We start from the raw sequence: 17,259 nt of genomic DNA, 5'->3' as shown, positions 1-17,259 counted from the left end.
CCTCCCACTGTGCCGACTCCTCCTGGGCCGCCGCGCTCCGGCCCGGTGGTGACCGCACCCGTCTCCCCGTGGGCCTGTCGCTGTTCGCCCTCGCCGTCGGCACGTTCGGCATCGGCACCACCGAGTTCGTGATCATGGGGCTGCTGCCCCAGGTCGCCGCGGGTCTCGGCGTCACCGTCCCGGAGGCCGGCCACCTCATCTCGGCCTACGCACTCGGCGTCGTCGTCGGTGCGCCGCTGCTCGCCGGCGCCACGGTGTCCTTCTCCCGACGCACCGTGCTGATCGCGCTGATGGGCACGTTCGCCGTCGGCAACCTGCTCTCGGCGCTCGCCCCGGAGATGGGCTCGCTGCTGCTCATCCGGTTCCTCACCGGGCTGCCGCACGGCGCGTTCTTCGGCGCCGCGTCGGTGGCCGGGGCCTCGATGGTCGACCGGTCCCACCGGGCGCGCGCCGTGTCGAAGGTCTTCCTCGGCCTGACCATCGCGAACGTGGCCGGTGTCCCGCTGGGCACCCTGCTCGGTCAGCAGGCCGGGTGGCGCGCCACCTTCGCGTTCATCGGCGTCATCGGGCTGCTCGCGGTGGCCGCCGTCTGGGCGTTCGTCCCCGACGCCGCGCCGGCGCAGGATGGCCGCGCCGCGCTGCGTGGCGAGCTCGGCGCGATGCGGAACCCACAGGTGCTGCTCTCGCTCGGCGCCGTCGTGTTCGGTTTCGGCGCGATGTTCGCCTGCTACTCCTACGTAACCCCGATGCTCACGCAGGTCGGCGGCTTCTCCCCGTCGGTCGTGACGCTGCTGCTGGCCGTCGTCGGGCTGGGGATGACCGCCGGGTCCGTGATCGGCGGGCGGCTCTCGGACCGCGCGCCCCTGAAGACGCTGTGCGGCTGCCTGGTCCTGCTCGCGGTGGTGCTCGCGACGTTCCCGCTGACCGTGGGGACGCCGTTGCTCGCCGTCGCATCGCTGTTCGGGGCGGGCATGTTCTCGCTCGCCCTCGGGCCGGCGATCCAGACCCGGATCATGGACATCGTGGGCGAGGCCCCGACCATGGCCTCCGCGGCGATCCAGTCCGCCTCCAACGTGGCCAACTCGCTGGGCGCCTGGCTCGGCGGCATGGTCATCGCGGCCGGGTTCGGACTGCTGGCGCCCGCGGTGGTCGGGGCGGTGCTCGCCGTCGTCGGGCTCGCGGTGCTGATGGTCAGCGGCGGGATGCAGGTGCACACCCGCCGGGCCCGGCGCCGCGAGGGGGCCCCGGTCCTCGCCCCGGTCCCGGCCTGATCCCGAGCGAAGGGCACCGTCGGTCGATCTATTCGACCGGAGGTGCCCTTCGCTCATGGCGGAGCTCCCGGCCGCATGATCACCGGGTACTCGTCGGGCTCGATCGGCCTCGGGAGGCCGATGTGTACCCGTTGATCAACGACTGGCGGGGCCTACGACGCCGTCCACCCCGACCAGCGCGACACGGTCACCTCGATGACCGGGCCCTCCGGCGGGTCGGCCACGTGCTGCGGGTACCGGGCCCCGAGCAGGGCCCGCGCCTCCACCAGCGCCTCGTCGTCGTCACGCACCACCGCCGACCCGTCCACCCGGACCCACCACAGCGCCGACCAGTCCTCGGAGTACTCGTCGGCGAGCAGGCACACGGCGGGGTCCTCCGCGATGTTCGCCAGCCGGCGCAGCGCCCGCGTCCGCTTGGGCTTGCCGTCGACGGCGACGAGGACCCGCTCACCGACCACGGCGAACACGACCGGCACGAGGTGCGGGACCCCCGCACCGGAGACCGTGGCCAGGCGGGCGACGCGCGCCGCGGCGAACCGTGCCCGCGCGTCGTCCGGGCCCAGGGTCGGCACCGCTCAGCTCCCGACCAGCGGGGCCAGCTCGTCGAGCTGCTTCATCACGGTGTCGCGGTCGGAGGAGCTGACCCCGTAGATCACGCGGTCCATCCCGATGCGCCGGTATCCGTCGAGGGCCTCCGGCGAGGTCTCGGCACCGAATAGCGACATCGGGATCCGGCCCCGCCCGGCGTCGGCGGCCCGCTGTTGGAGGGCGTCGGCGCGCTGCGCGAACTCGTCGAGGTTGTCGGGGCCGACGCGCTGGGGCATCCACTCGTCGCCGTAGTCGAGGATGCGGTCCTCGACGCCGGGGCCCATGCCGCCGATCAGCACCGGCGGGTGCGGCTGCGTCACCGGCTTGGGCCACGACCACGAGCGGTCGAAGTCCACGAACTCGCCGTGGAACTCCGCCTCGTCCCGGGTCCAGAGCTCCTTCATGGCCTTGACCTGCTCGCCCATGAGCCGCATGCGGGTCTTCGGGTTGGTGCCGTGGTCGGCCATCTCCTCGCGGTTCCAGCCCGCGCCGATCCCGAAGAGGAACCGCCCGTTCGACAGGCGGTCCAGCGACGCGACCTCCTTGGCGGTGTGGATCGTGTCGCGCTGGATGACCAGGCAGATGCCGGTGCCGACCTTGAGCGTCGTCGTCGCGGCCGCCGCGGCCATCAGCCCGACGAAGGGGTCGTAGGTGTGCACGTACATCCGGGGCAGGTCGCCGCCGCCGGGGTACGGGGACGTCCGCGCGACCGGGATGTGGGAGTGCTCGGGGAACCACAGCGAGTCGAAGCCGCGGTCCTCCACCTCCCGGGCCAGGCTCGCCGGGTCGATCGCTTCGTCCGTCGGGAACATCATGATGCCGTGATCCACACCCCGGGAGTCCCCGGAAGGGCGCTCGGCCACACCGGGACGAGCGCACCCCCGGGTTCGTGGTCCATCATGCGCGCGTGGCCTGGGACGAGACCCTCACCGAGCAGGAGGTGCGCCGTGCGCGCGAGCAGCTCGAGCAGCTGCTGGAGCGCCAGGCGCGGATGGGGACGGCCGACGTCGTCACCTATCACCCGCCGGAGGCGATCTCGCAGCGCGACCTGTTCGCGCTGGCGGGCACCCACGTCGACGGCACCCAGTGGACCGTCGGCGACCACGAGCACCGCTTCCCGCTCCAGTCGATCTCCAAGGTGTTCACCTACGCGCTCGCCCTCGAGGACAACGGCCGGGAGGCGACGCTCACCCGGGTCGGCGTCGAGCCCTCCGGCGACCCGTTCAACTCGCTGGCGTTCGACGAGTTCAACCGGCGCCCGCACAACCCGATGGTCAATGCAGGCGCCCTCGTCGCGGCGGACATCGTCGGCGGCGCGGACGTCGACGAGAAGGTCGGGCGCCTCCTCGAGCGGATGCGGCTCTACACCGGGAACCCGGACCTCGAGGTCGACCAGGAGCTGCTCGAGGCCCAGCTCGCCGACGCCGACCGCAACCTCGGCATCAGCTACTACATGCGCTCGCTCGGGATGCTCGTCGGCGAGGTCGCCGAGATCCTCGCCGTCTACCTCTCGGCCTGCTCGGTGATGGTCACGACGGCGGAGCTCTCCGTCGCGGCGGCCACGCTGGCGCACGGCGGGATCAACCCGCGCACCGACGAGCGGGCGATGCCCCGGACCTACGTCCGCGACGTCATCGGCGTGATGTTCACCTGCGGCATGTACGACGCGGCCGGCCAGTGGGCCAACGACGTCGGCATCCCGGCCAAGAGCGGGGTCTCCGGCGGGATCATGGCGAGCATCCCGAACCAGGTCGGGCTGGGCGTGTTCTCCCCGGGCCTCGACATCCACGGCAACTCGGTGCGCGGGGTCAACGTCTGCCGCGAGCTCTCCGACCGCTTCGGGCTGCACATCTTCGCCGACCCCGGCGAGACCCAGCTCGGGCGCCTCGGCGGCCGGGTCTGGCCCGAACCGGAGCCCGAGCCCGAGCCGGGAGCGCTCGACCCCGACCCGCGTGACGAGGAGTCGGGCGACGACCACGAGGGCGCGACCCCGCCCGCCGTCGTCGAGGCCCGGTCGTAGCCACGGGACGCCGCTCCTCGGCACGCCGCCCGTTACGGTGCCGGGCGTGGGCATCCTCGATCGTTTCCGACTGGACGACCGCGTCGCGATCGTCACCGGCGCCTCCTCCGGGCTGGGGGCCGTCTTCGCGCGCACCCTCGCCGAGGCCGGTGCCGACGTCGTCCTCGGTGCCCGGCGCATCGAGAAGCTCGACGAGACCCGGGCCGCCGTCGAGAAGCTCGGCAGGCGGGCCGTCGCGGTGCGCACCGACGTCGCGGTGCCCGAGGACTGCCAGACCCTCGTCGACGCGGCGATGACCGAGTTCGACCACGTCGACGTCCTGGTCAACAACGCCGGGGTCGGGACCGCCGTGGCGGCCACCCGGGAGACCCCGGAGCAGTTCCGCGAGGTGATCGACACCAACCTCAACGGCTGCTACTGGATGGCGCAGGCGGCGGCGAAGGTCATGACCCCGGGCAGCTCGATCGTCAACATCTCCTCGGTGCTCGGCCTCACGACGGCGGGTCTGCCGCAGGCCGCGTACTCCGCGTCGAAGGCCGGGCTGATCGGGCTGACCCGCGACCTCGCGCAGCAGTGGACCCCGCGCAAGGGCATCCGGGTCAACGCGCTCGCCCCCGGGTTCTTCACCTCCGAGATGACCGACTCCTACCAGGAGGGCTACCTCGACACCCAGCTGCCGCGCGTGCTGGCCGGGCGCATCGGCGATCCCGACGAGCTGGCCGCGGCGCTGGTCTTCCTCGCCTCCGACGCCGGGTCTTACGTCACCGGCATCACGTTGCCGGTCGAGGGTGGCCTGCTGACGTCGTAGGTGGCCTGCGGCCTCGTGAGCAGAAAGTGCGGCTACGGCCGCACGTGGTGCTCACGAGCGCGGAGCGCACCGGGGATCGTCCTGGCCGCCTCCAGCAGGCTCGGCCCGTACCAGGTGAGCAGTCGGCCGCTGACCAGCGCGGACGGCGCCGCGAACGCCTCCGGCCCGTCGTCGGCGGTGAACGTGTACGGCTCGTCGGGCAGGACGACGAGGTCGTGCGGCGGGAGATCGTCGACGTCGATGCGCGGATAGCGCTCGGCGGTCGGCCCGCCGTCGGCGAGGGCGTTGTCGATACCGAGGCGGTCGAGGATCGCGCCGGTGAAGGTGTCCCGCCCCACGGCCATCCACGGCTTGCGCCAGATCGGCACGATCGCGGTCCGCCGGTCGGCCGCCGTGACGCGGGGCAGGTCGGCCCACGCCTTCTCGGCGCCCTCGAGCCACGCCGGTCGTTCCAGCCCGCACGCCGCGAGCATCCCGTCGAGGCTCGCGAAGGCGCCGTCGACGGTGCGGACGTCGGTCACGTAGACCGGCAGGCCGGCGTCGCGGAGCGCCTGGAGGTCGGCGGGACGGTTCTCCTCCTCGTTGGCGACGACGAGGTCGGGCGCCAGCGCGACGATCGCCTCGACGTCGGGGTTCTTCGTGCCGCGGATCCGGGCCGGGGGAGCGGAGCCCGTGTCGTCGAGGTCGAGCGGGTGCGTGCACCAGTCGGTCACCCCGACGAGCAGGCCCGGCTCGGTCACCCCGATCGCCTCGGTGAGGGAGGGGACGAGGCTCACGACGCGCCGGACCCGGGTGGGCACCGGCACCCCGGCCCCCAGGTCGTCGCGGACGGTCTCACGCGTCGTCTGCTCGGCCATGCCCTCGATCGTGCCAGTCATCCGGGCCCTCCGGCACGGGATGGCCGAGGTCAGCCGGTACCGTCCGTCCCTCACACTTGGAGGGGTTCCGATGGATCGGTGGGCGTCGGGCATCGACACGGCGTGGCTGCAGCTCGACCGGGAGACCAACCGGATGGTCGTGCACGGCCTGCTGTTCTGCGCCGGGCCGGTGGATCTCGAGGCGTTGCGGGAGCGCGTGGCGCAGCGGTGGGTCGCCGTGTACCCGGGGCTGCGGCAACGACCGACGTGGCCCGCCGGACCCGCGGGCCCCGCCCGCTGGGTCGACGCCCCGCCGGACCTGGAGCGCCACGTCACGACGATGGCGCTCCCCGAGCCCGGCGACGACGCCGCTCTGGAAGGCCGGATCGGCGAGCTGATGTCGCGCCCGCTGCCGACCGACCGGCCGTGGTGGCGGATGGAGCTGGTGACCGGATACCGGGGCGACGACGGCGGTAGCGGCAGCGCCGTGCATGTCGCGATCCACCACGGGCTGGCCGACGGAGTGGCGCTCAACCACCTCTTCCACGCCCTCGCCGACCACGCCCATGAAGGTGGCGCTGCCGACCCGTGCACCCCCGCGGCGTACGCCGCACCGCCGCGCCACCCGGCCCGCGGGCACGACCTGCGCCTGCTGCACCGCGAGATCCGCGAGCGGGCGTCGTCGCTGTGGGACACCGTCCGGCGCGTCAGCACGCCCGAGGGGGCCTACGAACTGGTCGCCACCGGACGGGCGGTGCGCTCGTCCGCGGCGCTGCTCGCCCGTCCGCCGCGCGAGGTCCCGTCGGCGCTGCAGGGCCGACCGGGCGTCGCGAAGGCCGCCCGCTGGACCAGCGCCGTCCCGCTCGACGACGTCCGGGCGGCGGGCAAGGAACAGGGCGGGAGCGTCAACGACGTCGTCTGCGCCGCGATCGCCGGCGCGCTGCGGACCTTCCTGGGCGAGGGCGCCCCGCGGCTGCGTGCCGTGATGCCGTCCAACCTGCGCCCACTCGACGAGCCCATCTCCGACGAACTGGGCAACGAGTTCGGCCTGGTCCTGCCGCCGCTACCCACCGACGAGGCCGACCCCGCGCGCCGCGTCGAGCGGATGCACCGGGCCATGGCGACGATCAAGCGCACCGACCAGGCCCTGGCCACCTTCGCGGGGATCGCCGGCGCCGGGCTCGCGTCGGCGTCGTTCACCCAGGGCCTGGTCCGGCGCTACGCCCGGGCCGCCTCGCTGATCATCTCCAACGTCCCCGGCCCGCTCGAGGAGCTGACGATCGACGGGGCCCGGGTGCGCGACGTGATGTTCTGGGTGCCCTGCTCCGGCGATCTCGGGCTCGGGGTGTCGGTGCTGTCCTACGCGGGCCGGATCCGACTCGGCGTGGACGCGGACCTCGGGCTGCTCGGCGGGGAGGCCGGCGTCGACCGGTTCACCGAGGCGCTCGAGGAGGAGCTCGCCCGGCTCAGAACTCGGTGACGCCCGCGTCCGGGGCGATCTCGTGCGCGGTGATGAACCGCGACTCGTCGGAGGCGAGGAAGAGCACCGTCTCGGCGACGTCCTCCGGCGCGGTGATCTCGACCGGCAGCATGTTGGTGAACATGGCACCCGGGCGGGGGTTCTCCGCCATCGCCTCGCCCAGCGCGGCCTGCATCGCCCCGCTGCCCATCCCGGTCGCCATCCCCGTCGGGTGCACGCTGTTGACCCGGATCGAGTGCTGCGCCAGCTCGGCGGCGAACGCCTTCGCCATGCCGCGCACCGCCCACTTGCTCGTCGTGTACGGGACCATGAACGGCTGCACCTTCAGCCCGGCCGCCGAGCTGATGACGATCACCGAGCCGCCGCCGGCCGTGACGAGGTGCGGTGCCCCCACCATGATCGTGTTCCAGACTCCCGCCACGTTGACGTCGAGCGTGTCCCGAAATATTTCCGGCGTGATGCGGTGCCAGGCCCGCGGGATGCAGATGCCGGCGTTCGCGACGACGACGTCGAGGTGGCCCAGCACCTCGACGGCATCGTCGACGACTCCGCGCAGCGCCTCCAGGTCGCGGACGTCGGCCTGCCCGGCGACCGCCCGCCCGCCACCGGCCTCGACCAGGCGGACCGTCTCGTCGAGGTCGGCGGGTGTGGCCGAGGCGTAGTCGACCCCGGGCAGCGGCCCGCACACGTCGACCACGACGACCTCGGCACCCTCGCCGGCCAGGCGCACCGCGTCGGCGCGCCCCTGTCCGCGCGCCGCCCCGGTGACCAGGGCGACCTTGCCCGCGACCCGTCCCGCCATGTCGACTCCCGTGTCCTCGACGCACCGCCACGGTGGCAGTGACTGCCAAAAAAGGCTACGCCCGGCTCCGCTCGTACGGAGCTGCGTATGGTGGTGTGCATGAGCGAGCGCATGACCGTGAGCTTCGTCGAGCAGATCGCGCGGCGCGTGCGGGCGCGCGGCGTCGACACACCGGGCGGGGCGTCGGGCTACCTCGAGCGACTGGTGCGTGAGGACGAACTGCGGGAGGCGGCTCGGGCCTCGGCGTCGTGGTTCCAGGCGCACCCGTCCTACGAGGCCGACGCGGCCGAGGAGTCCGTGGGCGCCTGGCGCGATCGGTGAGGCGGGGCGAGGTCTACCGCTATGCCCCTGTCCTGCAGCGCGCGGGGCAGTCGACGGTCCGTCTGGTCGTCTCCGCCGACGTCGTGAACGAGAACGACGACCTCGCGGCCTGCTACGCCCTCCACGTCGTCGACACCGATCCGGGCTCGCTCCTCGCGGTCGAGATCGCCCCGCACGGTTGGGCCTTCGCGCTCCTGCTCGACCGCTCGCCGCGCTCCCTGCTGGTCGAGCGCCTCGGTACGGCGACCACTGAGCAGATGGAGGCCGTGGACACCTCGCTCCGGGCCGTCCTGGAGCTGTAGGTGGGCGGAGCCCTCGTGAGCACTTTCCGGTGCTATAGCACCGGAAAGTGCTCACGAGGCCGTAGGCCACCTACATGGAGCGCCGGTACTGCCCGCCCACCTCGAAGAACGCGTCGGTGAGCTGACCGAGCGAACAGACCCGCGCGGCGTTCATCAGCTCGGCGAACACGTTCTCCCCGGCGGTCGCGGCGTCCTGCAGGCGCCGCATCGCGTCGGCCGACTCGGTGGAGTGCCGCGCCTGGAAGTCGTCCAGGCGCTGGAGCTGCGAGGTCTTCTCGTCCTCGCTGGCCCGGGAGAGCTCGATCTCCTTCGGCGGCTCGGCGTCCTCGGCGTCGGGGGGCGGCAGGAAGGTGTTCACGCCGATGATCGGCAGCGAGCCGTCGTGCTTGCGGCCCTCGTAGAGCATCGACTCGTCCTGGATCTTCCCGCGCTGGTAGCCGGTCTCCATCGCGCCGAGCACCCCGCCGCGCTCGGCGATCCGGTCGAACTCCGCGAGCACGGCCTCCTCGACGAGATCGGTGAGCTCCTCCATGACGAACGAGCCCTGCAGCGGGTTCTCGTTGAGCGAGAGTCCCCATTCCTTGTTGATGATCATCTGGATGGCCAGTGCCCGGCGCACCGATTCCTGCGACGGCGTCGTGACGGCCTCGTCGTAGGCGTTGGTGTGCAGGGAGTTCGCGTTGTCGTAGAGGGCGCAGAGGGCCTGCAGCGTCGTCCGGATGTCGTTGAACTGCATCTCCTGCGCGTGCAGCGACCGGCCCGAGGTCTGCACGTGGTACTTCAGCTTCTGCGAGCGCTCGTTCGCGCCGTAGCGCTCGCGCATCGCGACCGCCCAGATGCGGCGCGCGACCCGCCCGATCACGGAGTACTCGGCGTCCATCCCGTTCGAGAAGAAGAACGAGAGGTTCGGAGCGAAGTCGTCGATGTCCATCCCGCGCGCGAGGTAGGACTCGACGTAGGTGAACCCGTTCGACAGCGTGAACGCCAGCTGCGAGATGGGGTTCGCCCCGGCCTCCGCGATGTGGTAGCCGGAGATCGACACGGAGTAGAAGTTGCGCACCTGGTGCGCGATGAACCACTCCTGGATGTCGGCCATCATCCGCAGCGAGAACTCGGTCGAGAAGATGCAGGTGTTCTGGCCCTGGTCCTCCTTGAGGATGTCGGCCTGCACCGTCCCGCGCACGTTGGCGACGGCGTGGGCGACGAGGTCCGTCCGCTCGGACTCCGACGGGTCGCGACCCTCCTTCTCGACGAACGCGTCGACGACCTGGTCGATCGCGGTGTTGAGGAAGTACGCGAGCAGCGTCGGCGCCGGGCCGTTGATCGTCATCGAGACCGACGTCGTCGGCGAGGTCAGGTCGAAGCCCGAGTACAGCACCTTCATGTCGTCGAGCGTGGCGATCGAGACGCCGCTGGTCCCGACCTTGCCGTAGACGTCCGGGGGAGTGGCGGGGTCCCGGCCGTAGAGGGTGACCGAGTCGAACGCCGTCGACAGCCGCTTCGCCTCGGAGTCCTCCGAGAGGTAGTGGAACCGCCGGTTGGTGCGGAACGCGTCGCCCTCGCCGGCGAACATGCGGGCGGGGTCCTCACCCTCGCGCTTGAAGGCGAAGACGCCTGCGGTGAACGGGAAGTGCCCCGGCAGGTTCTCGACCCGCAGGAACCGCAGCACCTCCTCGTCGGCCCCGAAGCGCGGCAGCGCGACGCGGTTGACCTTGGAGCCGGAGAGCGTCTCCCGGGTCAGCCGGGTGCGCAGCTCCTTGTCCCGGACGTGGACGACGAGCTCGTCGCCCGCGTAGTCCTCCTTGGTCTGCTCCCAGCCGTCGAGCAGCTCCGACGCCTCGCGCGGCAGATCCCGCTCCGCGTCCTCGAGCACGGCGGGCAGGTCGCCGGCGTCCCGGTCGCCGAGCGCCTCGCGGGCCTGCCGCAGCGCGGACCGGCGCCGGGCCGCGACGACCATCGACTCGGTCTCGTCGTGGTAGCCCCGCACCGTGGCGGCGACGTCGGCGAGGTAGCGCTCGCGATCGGCCGGGATGGCCGACGCGCTGAAGGTGGAGACCGCGGTGTCCGGGATCTCCAGCCGGCCCTCGCCCGCCCCGAGCCCGTGCTCGCCGAGCAGCGACATCAGCTTCCCGTAGAGCGCGGTGACGCCCTCGTCGTGGAAGGTCGCGGCGCTGGTCCCGAAGACCGGCATGTCCTCCCACGAGGCGCCGAACGCGTCGCGGTTGCGCACCAGCTGGCGGGCGACGTCGCGCCGGGCGTCGTCACCGCCGCGCCGCTCGAACTTGTTGATCGCGACGACGTCCGCGAAGTCCAGCATGTCGATCTTCTCGAGCTGCGACGCGGCCCCGAACTCGGGCGTCATCACGTAGAGCGAGACGTCCGCGAACTCGACGATCCCGGCGTCCCCCTGGCCGATGCCGGGGGTCTCGACGACGACGAGATCGGCACCGGAGGCGCGCAGGACGGCGATGACGTCGGCGAGGCGCTCGGGCAGCGCGGTGCCCGAGCCGCGGTTGGCCATCGACCGGAACGCGATGGGCCCGCCGAGGGCGTTCATCCGGATCCGGTCGCCGAGCAGCGCCCCGCCACCCCGGCGACGCGTGGGGTCGACGGCGAGGACGGCGACCTTGAGCTTGTCCTCCCGGTCCATCCTGGTGCGGCGGACCAGCTCGTCGGTCAGCGACGACTTGCCGGACCCACCGGTGCCGGTGATCCCGAGGACCGGGACGTGGCGGTCGGTGTTGGCGGCGTCGATGCGCTCGCGGACCTCGGTGGGCAGGGCGCCCGACTCGGCCATCGTCACCGCGCGGGCGACGACCGCGCGCTCGCCGGTGAACAGCCCTTCCCAGCTCGAGGGTGCCTGCGCGGACAGGTCCTCGTCGCACTCCCGGATGATCATGTTGATCATTCCCGGGAGACCGAGGGTCTGGCCGTCCTGCGGGGAGAAGATCCGCGACACCCCGTGGGCGTGCAGCTGGTCGATCTCGCGCTGGACGATGACCCCGCCGCCACCGCCGTACACGCGGACGTGCCCGGCGCCGCGCTCGCGCAGCAGGTCGACCAGGTACGTGAAGTACTCGACGTGCCCGCCCTGGTACGAGCTGATGGCGACGGCGTGGGCGTCCTCCTCGACGGCCGCGGAGACCACGTCGTCGACGGAGCGGTCGTGACCGAGGTGGATCACCTCGGCGCCCTGGCGCTGCAGGATCCGCCGCATGATGTTGATCGCCGCGTCGTGCCCGTCGAACAGGCTCGCCGCGGTGACGACGCGGATCGGGTTGGTCGGCACGTGCAGGTCGCTCTGCTGGGCCATGGAGTGATCGTCCTCGCTCGTCGACGCAGGCGTCCCGATGACGCCGACCTCCAATATAGTAGGACGTCCGACTATTTGCGAGACCTCGTGCCCTCCGCCACGTACTGCAGGAGGCCGACGAGCGTCCCCGCGCCCAGCAGCTCGCCCGCTCCCGCGAGCCGAACCACGTCGGAGATCGGCACCCACCGGGCCCGGCCCGGCTCGTGGCGGTCGAGGGGCTCGCCCGTCGGTTCGGCGTCGCGCCACAGGTGCACGTGCACCGTCGTCGACACCCCTCCCGGCAGCGGCTCGAACTCGATGAGCGGCCTCCCGGGGCCGCGCGGCCGCCAACCGGTCTCCTCGGCGGCCTCGCGGGCGGCCGCCGCCCGGGCCTCCTCGCCGTCGTCGACCCCGCCGCCGGGGAGCTCCCACCCGTACCGGTTCACCGGATAGCGGTAGGTGCGGAGCATGAGCACCTCCTCGCCGGATTCCCCCGCCCGGACGACGAGGGCCACGGCCACCCGCGGCAGGTGGACGACGGGGTAGTCGAAACGGTCGCCCTCGGGTGCCGTGACGTCGTGGACCTCGACCCGGAGGCCCGCGTCGTCGGCCGGGCCGGGCGCCGACCACGCGGTTGTGGCCCCGTGGGTGGTCCACGCGTCGGCGGGTGTCACGCCGGTCACTTCTGTCTCAGCCTGCGACGATTCGTGTACATCGTCGTCACCTGGATCGGTGATCTGAGGTTCTTGTGTGTTCACCACGTCACGCTCGGGTATCAGGAGGTCACCGGCCGCCTGGTCGGAGAGAGACGAGGGAATTTCATGATCATCCTCGGCGTCATCCTGATCATCATCGGGGCCGTCACGGGCATCTCGATCCTGTACACGATCGGCGCGATCCTGGCGATCGTCGGCCTCGTGCTGACCATCCTCGGGGCTGTGGGCCGCGGGATCGGCGGCCGGAAGACCTACTTCTAGACGATCCGGCCGTCCAGCCGCCCGTCCCTCACGCGAGGGACGGGCGAGGCTGGCGCGTTCGGTCGCACTCCGTCACGAGGCGTGGCGATATCTGCCAGTCTTCTTTCCCTCGTTGTTCACGGAGAGTTAGTTTCACACCGTGCCCCTCCCTGCGTACTCCGGTCGGCGCGCCCTCTGTCATGCCACCACCGTCCTCCCACCCCAGGCTCCGCCCGCCGGTCTGCCGCCCGCGGTCGGGTCGACGGTCCCGCCCGGCCCCTCCGGACCCCGACCCGCGACGGTGTCCGCGGTCTTCTGGGTGGCCCTGGCCCAGGTGGTCTGCTCGTTGCTCGGCGCGGCCGTCCTCGCGATGTTCCTGCTCGCCGTCGACACCGGTTCCGGCGAAGGCGTGGCTGCCGCGGCACTGCTGCTGGGCGTGACCGTGGTGGTCGACGCGTGCTGGCTCGGCCTCGCCTGGATGGTCCGGGGCGGGAGCGAGGTCGCCCGGGTGACCCTGGCGGTGCTCACCGCGATCGGCGCCCTCGTCGCCCTGGCCTTTTGCGTGGTCGCCTGGGCGGTGGTCGTGCCCCTCGTCGGGCTCGCGCTGCAGTCCGCGGTCCTGGTCCTGCTGTTCGCTCCCGCCACCAACGCCTGGTTCGCCGGGCGCTGAGGCAGGCACCCCGGCTCACACCAGGCCGCGCACCACGTCCGCGACGGGGATCGCGGCGGCCTTCCGGAAGTGGGTCCCGGCCCAGAGATGGAGCCGGGAGGTGTCACCGGCCGCCGCGGCAGCGGCGCGCATCGGCCGCGTCAGGTGGTGCACCTCGGGATAGGCGGCGGGCGCGGCCGGGCCGTGCTCCACCGCGAACCGCGTGGTGAGGGCGCGGGCCGGACGGCCGGTGTAGGCGCGGGTGACCGTCGTGCCCGAGAAGGACGGGTCCGCGAGGGCCTCGCGGTGTGTCGCCGAGGTGCCGGCCTCCGGGCAACGCAGCAGCGCCGTGCCCAGCTGCACGGCCACCGCGCCCGCCTCGAGGGCCCGGCGGGCGGCCGCGGTGTCGGCGATCCCGCCGGCGGCGATCATCGGCAGGGTGGTCGCCCGGCGGATCGCGGCGAGCAGGTCGAGGGTGTCGGTGTCGTTCGGGATGTCCGCCTCGTCGTGCGTTCCTCGGTGCCCGCCCGCCTCGGCGCCCTGCACGCACAGCCCGTCGAACCCGGCGTCGGTCGCCGCGCGTGCTTCGTCGACGTTCGTCACCGTCGCGACCAGCGCGGCCCCGGTGGCGCGCAGAGCGGCGAGGCGTGCCGCGTCGGGCAGCGCGAACGTCACGCTGATCGCGTCCGGCGGGTCCTGGGCGAGCACCGCGATCTTCGCGTCGAGCGCGTCGCCGGCGTCCGGCTCCACGTCGGGACGGGGGTTCCCCAGCTCCGCTCCGAGGGCCTCGGCCTCCGGGGCCAGCTGCCGGCCGTAGGCGTCGACGGCCGTGTCGCGACGGCGCTGCTCGCGGCCGGTGCGCGACCGGGTCGGGGGCAGGAAGAGGTTCACCCCGAAGCGCCCGGCGGTGCGCTCGCGGAGCTCGGCCATCTGGGCCGCGAGCTTCTCCGCGGTGATGTAGCCCGCCGCGAGGTAGCCGTAGGCGCCCGCCTCGGTGACCGCCGCGACCAGCTCCGGGGTCGACGGGCCACCCGCCATCGGGGCCGCCACGACCGGCAGCGCACCCGACCCCTCGGCCCTCACGGACATGCTCCGCGGACGTCCGTCCCGATCACGACCCGAACCGGAATTCCCCCGCCGCCTCCCACGGCCCGCCACGGTAGTGCCACAGGGCGAGCGCATCGACCTGGGTGTCGTACTCGGTGTGGGACTCCCGGACGGTCTCGAGCGTGCGCCGTGCCTCCTCGGGCGTGACCTTGTTCTGGATCGTCACGTGCGGGCGCCAGCGCCGGGCGTCCTGGTCGGTGAGGTCGTCCGCGACGCGGCGGGCGATCGCGCCGCGCAGCCCCTCGAGCGCCGACGACTGCAGCCGCAGCCCCACCCCGCGCCCCATCTTGAACGGCTCGCCCACGTGGAGCGAGGGGCGCGGCCGCTCGACCAGCGTGGCGAGCGCCCCCTGCAGCTCCTCGAGCCGCTCCCCGGGCAGGGCGTGGAAGAGCGTGATGTGGGCGCCCACGTGCAGCCGGTCGGAGGGGAACCAGCGACGTCGCTTCGCATCGAGGTCGTCCTGGGCGTCGGCCGCGAGCACGGCACTGATGATCAGAGGGTCGGTCACGGGGACAGAGTGCCCACTTCCGGTGCCGCTGCGGGGCCCGCGAGCCAACCGGCCGGGTCGTCCCAGGCCCGGAGGGTGCGCCGGCTGTGCACCACGCGGCGTTCGCCGGAATCCGGATCGGGCCACGCGAGCGTCGCGGCGAGCAGCTGCAGCGGCGTGCGGAAGTCGTCGAGGGGTACGTCGCGCAGCTGCGGGTAGAAGGGGTCGCCCAGGATCGGGATCCCGAGCGAGGCCAGGTGCAGGCGCAGCTGGTGGGTCCGTCCGGTGTGGGGCGTCAGGCGGTACCGCGCGATCGGGCCGAGGAGCCCGTCGTCGCGGTGGTCGAGCAGCTCGATCCCGGTCGTGGCGTTCGGCTCGCCGGGCACCTCCGCCGCGGTGACGATCCCGCGCTCCTTGACGATCCGGGACCGCACCACGGTCGTCGTCGGGAGCGTGGGGTCGTAGCGGGTGATCGCGGTGTAGGTCTTGTCGACGCGGCGGTCGCGGAACAGGTTCTGGTAGGCGCCGCGCCGCTCGCGGCGCACCACGAACAGCACCAGCCCCGCCGTCACGCGGTCGAGCCGGTGGGCGGGGGAGAGCTCGGGCAACCGGTGCTCGTCGCGCAGCCGGACCAGGGCCGTCTGCCGGATGTGGCGCCCGCGGGGGATCGTCGCGAGGAAGTGCGGCTTGTCGGCGACGAGGACGTCGTCGTCGCGATGGGCCACCTCCACCGCGAACGGCACCGGCGCCTCGTCGGGCAGGTCGCGGTGGAACCAGACCGACCCGCCACTGACGTACGGCGCGTCGGCCCCGAGCGGGCCGTCGGCGTCGTGGAAGCGGCCGTCCGCGAACATCGCGTCGATCTCCGCGGCCGGCAGGGGGACCCGCCCGACGAGGTGGTCGCGGATCGTCGACCACTGGTCCGACACCGGCATCCGCATCCGCGCGGGGTCCAGCCCGAACCGCGGGGGGAGGGAGGCCGGTGGACGCATCGCCTCCCATTCTGCGCGAGGGGAACCCTGGGCCCTTCTAGCCGCCCGAGGGTTCCCCTCGTGCCCGACCCGGCCGCGCGCGAGGGGAGGATCCGATCGCTCTATCCGCCTGAGGGTTCCCCTCGTGCGGGCGGGGTCAGGCGCCGGGGATCAGCGCGTCCGACACGATCTTGCGCTGGATCTCGGAGGTCCCCTCGAAGATCTTGGTGAGCCGGGCGTCGCGCCAGTACCGCTCCACCGAGTACTCCGTGGTGTAGCCGTTGCCGCCGAAGATCTGCAGCGCCTGGCTCGTCACCTGTTCGGCCATCTCGGAGGCGACGAGCTTGGCCTGGGAGGTCTCCACGTTCGCCTGCTCGCCGGAGTCCAGGAGGTACGCCGCGTGCATCCAGAGCTGTCGCGCCGCCTCGACCTGCGCCGACATGTCCGCGATCGCGTGCCGGATCACCTGCTGATCGCCGATCGGGTGCCCGAACTGCACGCGTTGCCTGCAGTACGCGGCCGCGTCCTCGACGGCCGCCCGCGCGAGCCCGACCGCACGTGCTGCCGTCTGCACCCGTGCCGGTCCGAGCCAGCGCAGGCTCTCCTTGAACCCCTGCCCCTCGGCCTGCCCGGTGTCCTGCAGCGCGTCGCCGGCCAGCCGCAGCCCGTCGAAGCGCAGCTCCCACGTCGTCAGTCCGAAGTAGCCGATCTTGTCGATCGGGGTGCCGGAGACGCCGTCCGGGAAGGACCCGCGGGACTTCTCCACGAGGAAGAGCTCGAGCCCGTCCGAGCGGCCCTCGCCCTCGGCGGGCGGCCGTGTGCGGGCGAGCAGGTGCAGGAAGTCCGCCCGCTCGGCGTGGCCGACCCAGCGCTTGGTGCCGGTCACGACCCACTCGTCTCCATCCCGGACCGCCGCGCAGTCGGCGTTCGCCAGGTCGGAGCCCGCTTCCGGCTCGGAGAACGCGATGCCGCCGATCCACTCACCCTTCGCCGACCGGCGCAGCAGCTCGGAGCGCCGGGCCTCGTCCGGCGACGCGCACCCCGTGCCGTTGCCGCGCGCGATGATGCTGGCGACGCTCATCCAGCCCCGCGCCAGCTCCTCGCAGATCAGGCAGTACTCGAAGACCCCGAGCCCGAGCCCGCCGTGCTCGCGGTCGAGCATGATCCCGAAGTAGCCCAGTTCGGCGAGCCTCGCCAGGAGCGCATCGGGGATCTCCCCGCGCTGCGGGTCGAGCTCGTCGGCGAGCGGGAGCACCTCCTCCATGGCGAAGGTGCGCGCCGTCCGCTGGATCTCCAGCCGCTCCGGCGTGAGGTACACGCTCGTCGTCGGCGCGATCGTCTCGACGCC

At 72.8% G+C, this 17,259-nt stretch carries 18 protein-coding genes; 8 read left to right on the top strand and 10 right to left on the bottom strand.

Annotation, left to right across the window (positions count from 1 at the left end; all coding sequences use genetic code 11):
* Positions 1 to 68: 68 nt before the first annotated feature.
* A complete protein-coding gene (locus tag VGI02_RS06785; RefSeq protein ID WP_331626552.1) occupies positions 69 to 1,271 on the top strand; it encodes an MFS transporter in 1,203 nt (400 codons plus the stop codon).
* Between the two features lie 152 nt (positions 1,272 to 1,423).
* Here VGI02_RS06785 and VGI02_RS06780 read toward each other — a convergent pair whose 3' ends face one another.
* Positions 1,424 to 1,834 (bottom strand): TIGR03668 family PPOX class F420-dependent oxidoreductase, encoded by a 411-nt coding sequence (locus tag VGI02_RS06780; protein ID WP_331626551.1) that lies wholly within the window; start codon positions 1,832 to 1,834, stop codon positions 1,424 to 1,426.
* A gap of 12 nt (positions 1,835 to 1,846) precedes the next feature.
* Positions 1,847 to 2,689, bottom strand: coding sequence for an LLM class F420-dependent oxidoreductase (locus tag VGI02_RS06775; protein ID WP_527249124.1), 843 nt, complete (start codon positions 2,687 to 2,689; stop codon positions 1,847 to 1,849).
* Between the two features lie 77 nt (positions 2,690 to 2,766).
* Here VGI02_RS06775 and glsA point away from each other — a divergent pair, with 77 nt between their 5' ends.
* Together glsA and VGI02_RS06765 are read left to right on the top strand one after the other, a co-directional pair.
* A complete protein-coding gene (gene glsA / locus VGI02_RS06770) occupies positions 2,767 to 3,879 on the top strand; it encodes a glutaminase A (protein ID WP_331626520.1) in 1,113 nt (370 codons plus the stop codon).
* Between the two features lie 46 nt (positions 3,880 to 3,925).
* Positions 3,926 to 4,687 carry an SDR family NAD(P)-dependent oxidoreductase gene (locus tag VGI02_RS06765; RefSeq protein WP_331626519.1) on the top strand — a complete coding sequence of 254 codons (762 nt, stop codon included), beginning with the start codon at positions 3,926 to 3,928 and terminating at the stop codon, positions 4,685 to 4,687.
* Positions 4,688 to 4,719: 32 nt separating this feature from the next.
* Here the strand turns inward: VGI02_RS06765 and VGI02_RS06760 are convergent, their stop codons facing one another.
* Positions 4,720 to 5,565 carry a helical backbone metal receptor gene (locus VGI02_RS06760; protein WP_331626518.1) on the bottom strand — a complete coding sequence of 282 codons (846 nt, stop codon included), beginning with the start codon at positions 5,563 to 5,565 and terminating at the stop codon, positions 4,720 to 4,722.
* A 70-nt stretch (positions 5,566 to 5,635) separates the two neighbouring features.
* Here VGI02_RS06760 and VGI02_RS06755 point away from each other — a divergent pair, with 70 nt between their 5' ends.
* Positions 5,636 to 7,024 carry a WS/DGAT domain-containing protein gene (locus tag VGI02_RS06755; protein WP_331626517.1) on the top strand — a complete coding sequence of 463 codons (1,389 nt, stop codon included), beginning with the start codon at positions 5,636 to 5,638 and terminating at the stop codon, positions 7,022 to 7,024.
* On the opposite strand, the gene VGI02_RS06750 is transcribed toward VGI02_RS06755, so the two are convergent.
* Positions 7,011 to 7,826, bottom strand: coding sequence for a mycofactocin-coupled SDR family oxidoreductase (locus tag VGI02_RS06750; RefSeq protein WP_331626516.1), 816 nt, complete (start codon positions 7,824 to 7,826; stop codon positions 7,011 to 7,013). The genes VGI02_RS06755 and VGI02_RS06750 overlap by 14 nt on opposite strands.
* A 99-nt stretch (positions 7,827 to 7,925) precedes the next feature.
* Between VGI02_RS06750 and VGI02_RS06745 the strand changes: the two genes are divergently transcribed.
* Together VGI02_RS06745 and VGI02_RS06740 are read left to right on the top strand one after the other, a co-directional pair.
* A complete protein-coding gene (locus VGI02_RS06745) occupies positions 7,926 to 8,147 on the top strand; it encodes a hypothetical protein (protein WP_331626515.1) in 222 nt (73 codons plus the stop codon).
* The gene (locus tag VGI02_RS06740) at positions 8,144 to 8,449 is read left to right on the top strand and encodes a hypothetical protein (RefSeq protein ID WP_331626514.1); all 306 of its coding nucleotides are present in this window, start codon (positions 8,144 to 8,146) and stop codon (positions 8,447 to 8,449) included. The genes VGI02_RS06745 and VGI02_RS06740 overlap by 4 nt, the downstream gene beginning before the upstream one ends.
* A 70-nt stretch (positions 8,450 to 8,519) precedes the next feature.
* On the opposite strand, the gene icmF is transcribed toward VGI02_RS06740, so the two are convergent.
* Complete coding sequence (icmF, locus tag VGI02_RS06735) at positions 8,520 to 11,762, bottom strand: fused isobutyryl-CoA mutase/GTPase IcmF (protein WP_331626513.1); 3,243 nt, start codon at positions 11,760 to 11,762, stop codon at positions 8,520 to 8,522.
* Positions 11,763 to 11,833: 71 nt separating this feature from the next.
* Positions 11,834 to 12,415, bottom strand: coding sequence for an NUDIX domain-containing protein (locus VGI02_RS06730; protein ID WP_331626512.1), 582 nt, complete (start codon positions 12,413 to 12,415; stop codon positions 11,834 to 11,836).
* A gap of 33 nt (positions 12,416 to 12,448) precedes the next feature.
* On the opposite strand from VGI02_RS06730, the gene VGI02_RS06725 reads away from it, so the two are divergent.
* Together VGI02_RS06725 and VGI02_RS06720 are read left to right on the top strand one after the other, a co-directional pair.
* Positions 12,449 to 12,718, top strand: a complete 270-nt coding sequence (locus VGI02_RS06725; RefSeq protein ID WP_331626553.1) for a hypothetical protein — start codon at positions 12,449 to 12,451, stop codon at positions 12,716 to 12,718.
* A 139-nt stretch (positions 12,719 to 12,857) separates the two neighbouring features.
* Positions 12,858 to 13,367 (top strand): hypothetical protein, encoded by a 510-nt coding sequence (locus tag VGI02_RS06720; protein ID WP_331626511.1) that lies wholly within the window; start codon positions 12,858 to 12,860, stop codon positions 13,365 to 13,367.
* Positions 13,368 to 13,382: 15 nt separating this feature from the next.
* Here VGI02_RS06720 and VGI02_RS06715 read toward each other — a convergent pair whose 3' ends face one another.
* The 4 genes from VGI02_RS06715 to VGI02_RS06700 form a co-directional block, all read right to left on the bottom strand.
* A complete protein-coding gene (locus VGI02_RS06715) occupies positions 13,383 to 14,429 on the bottom strand; it encodes an NAD(P)H-dependent flavin oxidoreductase (protein WP_331626510.1) in 1,047 nt (348 codons plus the stop codon).
* Between the two features lie 28 nt (positions 14,430 to 14,457).
* On the bottom strand, positions 14,458 to 14,961 hold the full coding sequence (locus VGI02_RS06710) for a 2'-5' RNA ligase family protein (RefSeq protein WP_331626509.1): 504 nt from the start codon (positions 14,959 to 14,961) through the stop codon (positions 14,458 to 14,460).
* Entirely contained in the window at positions 14,958 to 15,932 is a 975-nt protein-coding gene (locus VGI02_RS06705) for a pseudouridine synthase (protein WP_331626508.1), read from the bottom strand. Before VGI02_RS06705 ends, VGI02_RS06710 begins: the two co-directional genes overlap by 4 nt.
* 136 nt (positions 15,933 to 16,068) lie before the next feature.
* Positions 16,069 to 17,259: acyl-CoA dehydrogenase family protein (locus VGI02_RS06700; RefSeq protein ID WP_331626507.1), on the bottom strand; the 1,191-nt coding region annotated here is incomplete at its 5' end.

It is taken from the genome of Actinomycetospora sp., from assembly GCF_036497245.1.
GTDB lineage: Bacteria > Actinomycetota > Actinomycetes > Mycobacteriales > Pseudonocardiaceae > Actinomycetospora.
The sequence above is the reverse complement of the archived record's forward strand: the minus strand, read 5'-3'. Positions and strand labels throughout refer to the sequence as shown.

Excerpts from the sequence above, each read along its gene's own strand:
- icmF (WP_331626513.1), bottom strand. The coding sequence starts at position 11,762 with ATGGCCCAGCAGAGCGACCTGCACGTGCCGACCAACCCGATCCGCGTC.
- VGI02_RS06750 (WP_331626516.1), bottom strand. The coding sequence starts at position 7,826 with ATGGCGGGACGGGTCGCGGGCAAGGTCGCCCTGGTCACCGGGGCGGCG.
- VGI02_RS06745 (WP_331626515.1), top strand. The coding sequence starts at position 7,926 with ATGAGCGAGCGCATGACCGTGAGCTTCGTCGAGCAGATCGCGCGGCGC.
- VGI02_RS06760 (WP_331626518.1), bottom strand. The coding sequence starts at position 5,565 with ATGACTGGCACGATCGAGGGCATGGCCGAGCAGACGACGCGTGAGACC.
- VGI02_RS06705 (WP_331626508.1), bottom strand. The coding sequence starts at position 15,932 with ATGCGTCCACCGGCCTCCCTCCCCCCGCGGTTCGGGCTGGACCCCGCG.
- VGI02_RS06755 (WP_331626517.1), top strand. The coding sequence starts at position 5,636 with ATGGATCGGTGGGCGTCGGGCATCGACACGGCGTGGCTGCAGCTCGAC.